This window comes from Paractinoplanes hotanensis (genome assembly GCF_023717965.1).
GTDB lineage: Bacteria > Actinomycetota > Actinomycetes > Mycobacteriales > Micromonosporaceae > Actinoplanes > Actinoplanes polyasparticus.
The window spans coordinates 1-4,695 of sequence record NZ_JAMQOL010000096.1; the positions used below are offsets into that span (position 1 = coordinate 1).

Sequence of the window (4,695 nt, forward strand, 5' to 3'; positions counted from 1 at the left end):
CACCCCGGTCCTGCGCGAGCATGCCGAGCTGGTGGTAGCTGTTGGCCATGCCGGCCCGGTTGCCCAGCTCCTCTTTGATGGTCAGGGATTGCTGGTAGCGGCGTTCGGCCTCGGCGTAGTCACCGCGGGCCTGTATCCTTATCTGCGCTTGCCAAGAGAAATCGCTGTTAAGGGCGCTGGCGTCTGTTCAGGCATATAAGTCACGTGCGGCGGTTACGGTTCAACGCGTGGTGTCCAGGTAGACCTCGACGTCGTAGATGAGTCGGACGGGTTCGCCGTTGGTGGTGCCGATGAAGATCGGTTCTGCGGCGGGCGTGCGGCCGCGACGCCAGACTTCACCGCGTGCGGCGTCTCGAGACTCGTGATGCACCTTGCCTGCTTGGTGGAGTTCCACGACACGGCGTGCGGTGTTCCTGTCGCTGTCTAGCTGGATCCGCATCAGCGGCATTGGTTCGTATCGTCCCTTCTGTTCGGACCGGAACGCCTTTCGGTCTACCTGGCTTGCACCGGCTGCCGTCGGTGGCGGCGGGGCATGACGAGGGCGACGGTGATGGCCGCGAGCACGAGCAGCGCCACGGCCGTCAACAAGGCGGCGTTGAAGCCTGCGACGGTGGCATCGCTGATCGTGTTTCGGCCGCGTGTCGAACCTAGTGCGGCTGCCGTCACGGTCGATGCGACGGTGTTGAGAAGCGCGGTGCCGATGGAGCCGCCGAGCTGCGTGGCGGCGTTGACAGCGGCTGATGCCGCGCCAGTATTGTCGTCGCCGACGCCGCTGGTCGCCGCGTTGACCGCAGGGGTGATGGCGCAGCCAAGGCCAAGACCGATCAGGATTTCCGCGGGCAAGAACCGGGTGAGGTAGAGGTCCGAGGCGCCGGGCGTGAGCCCGATCAGTAGCGCTGTGCCGGCAGCCATCGTGGCCAGTGCGGGGACGATCAGGTGCGGTGGTGTTAGACGAGGTGTGAGCAGGCCGGCGATCAGCGTCGAGCCGACGGCGATCGCCAATGCCAAAGGCAGGAACGCTAGTCCCGCGCGCAACGGCGTGTAACCGAGGAGTTGCTGGAACCAGTAGGTGAGTACGAGGAAGAATCCGAACAGCGATAGTTGCGGCAGGCCGACCGCGAGCAGACCGCCACCCCGGGTGCGGTCGAGCAGTATCGGGAGTGGCAGAAGCGGCTGCGCAGCTGTCCGTTGCGTCCTGATGAATAGGGCCAGCATCAGGAGCCCGACGGCCAGTAGGCCCAGCACGAGTGGATCATCCCAGCCGCGGTTCGCCACCTCGGCGAGGGCGAATACGAGAGCGGTCATACCTGCCACGCTGCTGCCGACGCCGGCAAGGTCAAGCTGCACCGGGCGTGCAGTCCGGCTGGCGTGTACGGTTCTCGCTCCGATGATCGTGGCGGCGGTGATCGGGATATTGATCAGAAGGCACCATCGCCAGTGCAGGTATTGGGTGAGCGCCCCGCCCAGCAGCAGCCCGATGACGGCTCCTGCGCCGGTGAGCGCGCCGTAGATTCCGAAGGCGAGGCTTCGCTCCCGAGGTTCGACGAATGTGGCCGAGATGATGGCCAAGGCGGCAGGAGCGAGCAGGGCAGCGGATGCGCCTTGTGCAGCACGGCCGGCGAATAACAGTTCGGCGGTGGGTGCCAGGCCGGCAAGTGTCGATGCCAGGGCGAACCCGGTTAGGCCCAGCATGAAGGCTCTGCGTGCTCCGAAGGCGTCACTGAGGCGACCGCCGACGAGCAGCAACCCGCCGAACGCCAGCGCGTAGGCGGCGACAACCCAGCTCCGAGAAGCGTCGTTCATTCCCAGGTCCTGCTGCAGTGACGGCAACGCGATGGTCACGACCGTCGAGTCCAGGACCACCATCAGCTGCGCGGACCCTGCTGTAGCAAGCACCCACCATCGAGCAGACGTCACACCGTCTCCTTAACAGCGTAATATCAACTGACCGACGTTAAGTTGCCTCACCACCGTACTAGGATCAGGTGGTGGACGCGAACGAATTGGGTGAGCCGTCGGTCGGCGAAACGAACGGCCGACGTGGCGGAACTGCCGGTGCAGTGTGGCTGCGTGAGGAGGCGGACCGGCCGCGCCGGGCGGCCCCGCTGACCCGTGAGCGCATCGTCGAGGTAGCAGCGACTCTGCTCGATGAGCGTGGCATCGACGGGTTGACGATGCGGAACCTGGCACAGCGCCTCGCGGTGACCTCGACCGCGCTCTACTGGCACGTGAAGACCAAGGACGATGTCCTGGACTTGGCCCTGGACCACATCTTCGCAGAGGTGCTGCTCCCAGACGCCGGTGACGACTGGCGAGATGATGTGCGCGCGCTGACATCCAGGTGGCGCGCGACCATGCTTCGCCATCCCTGGGCGCCGAGCCTGATCGGGCGACCGATGCTCGGGCCTAACGTCCTAGCGCGCACCGAGTTCCTGCAGTCGGCCCTCGTCCGTGGCGGTTTCACCGACCTCCGGTTGGCCGTCATCACCCGGTTGATAGCGAATTACGTGATCGGCGCAGCCATCACCGAAGCCACCTGGCGCCAGACGGACGATCCCGGGGCGCGGGCCGAAGCCCGGCGCCAGCTGTTGGCCAATGCCGACGCCTATCCCGCCCTCGTCGGCTCCGGACACTTGGAAGACGGGCGGTGGAACGACGACGACCTATTCCAACGTGGCATCGACTCCATACTCGCCATGTGAGTGGTGGCCCGGTCATCAGTTGTGCTGCCAGAACGGCAGTCTTCCGCCGCGCCTGGTGCTATTTCCGAGCATGAGCTCCTTTCTCGGCCAACAGACGCCTGGTTCAGCTTTGGCCCGACGTGGTGTTTTCAGCGCGGATGAGCTGACGGATGCTGGCGCGTGCGGCGGCCAAGTCGTCGTGCGCTTCGACGAGTTGCTTGGTCAGGTCGGTGTTGAGGGTCTGTTCCCTGGCGAGATCGGTTTGCAGTCGCTGGTTGTCGGCAGTCAGTTCGTCGATGCGGGTGCCGAGGTCAGCAGCGCCGACCTGGTCCAGTTGTTGACCCAGGTGGCGGCGCACTGCGGCCTTGAGGCGTTCGGCTTCTTCGCGTAGGCGTCGGTTGTCTTGTTGCAGAAGACGCTGTTCGACTTTCCACCCCGCTGGCACGGTGGCGGAGGCACGGGTGTCGTTGTCCGCGGCGCGGCTCTGGCGGCAGCGCGCTGCTTCGATGTGTTCTCGCATGCCGTCGGCGTAGACGAGCCAGTGAGAAACGTTCGCCGCCCGGGCGACTCCCGAGAAGGTCACTGGCTCGTTGGCGGCCACCAGCTGGTCGACGACGGCCAGCACTCGGCTCCGTTTGTCGCGGGAGTCCTTCTGCCGAGCCTCCCGCAGGACCTCGGCCGGTTTACGGGACTGGATCATGACGGGTCTCCCCGGGTGGGAAAGGTGGGAACGGGAAGAAGTGGCAGCGGGGCTGCGGCACGGACCTTACGCAGGACGGCGGCGGCCTCTTCCAGGTGGTGGCGTTCGTTGTCGGGCATGGCGGCGAGCTGAGTGCGGATGCTGGTGACGACGTTCTGGAAAGAGTCGATCTGGTCGGTGAGGTTGCGTACGACGAATTCCGCGACGTCCAAGGCTCGCGCTGTCTCACGGTCGGCCTTGAGCGCGCGGATGTGGTCCTCGACCGCAGGAAGGAAGGAGGGGTCGGGCCGGTAGAAGCCGCAGCCGGAGCATTGGAACCGGATGGGGCATTGGCCGCCGCCGGCTTTGACGTTGGACGGCTCGGTGCAGTTGCCGAAGGGCACGGCGACCGAGCGGGCTTCGTAGGCGGTCGCCGAAGAGGTCGGCCTCGGTTGGCCGTAGCGGTCGACGACGTGGGTGCGCATGGCCTCGACGGCGGCGCGGCGCCGTTGGATGGAGACCTTGAAGTAGCCCATGGTCGTGTCGGCTGATTTGTGGTCCATGAGGTCGCGCAGGGTGTGCAAGTCGGTGCCGGCGTCCGCGTGGCGTTGGGCGTAGGTGTGCCGAAAGGCGTAGGGGAAGATTCGGTTGCGGTCGAAGGGCAGCGGCTGGCCGTGTTTGTCGGCGGCGTCGGTGAGTAATTCGGGTAGGCCGTCGACCCAGCGCCGGAGCGTCCTGGCCATCGTGTCGGCGTCGATGCATGCGCCGGAAAGCGGATCTCCGTAGTCGTCCAGCTTGACACCGGCGCGGAGAAAGCCAAGGCGGATCTGGATGAACTGGTTGAGGCGGCGGTCTTTGCGCCGCGCCACCGTGTGGCATGGAAGGCCCACACCGGTGACGCCGTCCGCGCCACCCTCGATGACAATGCAGTGTGGATTCGTAGATTGTGGTTTATTCTTCGATCGCCTGACGCCATCGACCTTTTTCGGGATGCAAATCGGTTTGCCAATCGGTTCGAGGTCGATAAGGGTGGGAACCCGAAACGCCGTCCCAAGAATATAAAATGGAGGTACCCCTAGTCGCTTGCACCCTCGGGGTTTCGAACTAATATCCATGCGATCAGATTCACTCTTAGTTCGGATAGCGGCAGCTGGGCTTGCGACCTCGGGCGTCCGCTTATCAGCAAAGATTGTGTTCAGAGAACGCTTCGTGCTGGCGCCACCCGCGTCATCGCGTCGTGAGCCAGCACGCTCGCTCGGCGGCAAATGATGATGCCGTCGTGCGTCCGAGCGGACCACACGATGAGACGACGGCCAACTCAGGCGGTCGAAGCAC

General features: G+C 65.1%; 6 protein-coding genes. 1 reads left to right on the forward strand and 5 read right to left on the reverse strand.

The annotated features are described in order from the left end of the window. The 3 genes from LXN57_RS48515 to LXN57_RS47065 form a co-directional block, all read right to left on the reverse strand. On the reverse strand, nucleotides 1-142 hold a 142-nt coding region (locus tag LXN57_RS48515; RefSeq protein ID WP_369077315.1), incomplete at its 3' end, for a tetratricopeptide repeat protein. A gap of 78 nt (nucleotides 143-220) precedes the next feature. After that, nucleotides 221-448: a hypothetical protein gene (locus LXN57_RS47060; protein WP_251804846.1), complete on the reverse strand. Its 228-nt coding sequence runs from the start codon at nucleotides 446-448 to the stop codon at nucleotides 221-223. A 44-nt stretch (nucleotides 449-492) separates the two neighbouring features. Further along, nucleotides 493-1,866 carry an MFS transporter gene (locus LXN57_RS47065; RefSeq protein WP_285904770.1) on the reverse strand — a complete coding sequence of 458 codons (1,374 nt, stop codon included), beginning with the start codon at nucleotides 1,864-1,866 and terminating at the stop codon, nucleotides 493-495. Between the two features lie 122 nt (nucleotides 1,867-1,988). Between LXN57_RS47065 and LXN57_RS47070 the strand changes: the two genes are divergently transcribed. Beyond that, nucleotides 1,989-2,702, forward strand: a complete 714-nt coding sequence (locus tag LXN57_RS47070) for a TetR/AcrR family transcriptional regulator C-terminal domain-containing protein (RefSeq protein WP_251804848.1) — start codon at nucleotides 1,989-1,991, stop codon at nucleotides 2,700-2,702. Between the two features lie 103 nt (nucleotides 2,703-2,805). Here LXN57_RS47070 and LXN57_RS47075 read toward each other — a convergent pair whose 3' ends face one another. Both LXN57_RS47075 and LXN57_RS47080 read right to left on the reverse strand, forming a co-directional pair. Continuing rightward, nucleotides 2,806-3,381, reverse strand: coding sequence for a DUF6262 family protein (locus tag LXN57_RS47075; RefSeq protein WP_221375085.1), 576 nt, complete (start codon nucleotides 3,379-3,381; stop codon nucleotides 2,806-2,808). Next, on the reverse strand, nucleotides 3,378-4,695 hold a 1,318-nt coding region (locus LXN57_RS47080), incomplete at its 5' end, for a site-specific integrase (RefSeq protein ID WP_251804849.1). The genes LXN57_RS47080 and LXN57_RS47075, both read right to left, overlap by 4 nt.

What these genes read in the sequence shown, in the direction of transcription:
- LXN57_RS47060 (WP_251804846.1), bottom strand. Translation starts at nt 448, where the DNA reads ATGCCGCTGATGCGGATCCAGCTAGACAGCGACAGGAACACCGCACGC.
- LXN57_RS47065 (WP_285904770.1), bottom strand. Translation starts at nt 1,866, where the DNA reads ATGGTGGTCCTGGACTCGACGGTCGTGACCATCGCGTTGCCGTCACTG.
- LXN57_RS47075 (WP_221375085.1), bottom strand. Translation starts at nt 3,381, where the DNA reads ATGATCCAGTCCCGTAAACCGGCCGAGGTCCTGCGGGAGGCTCGGCAG.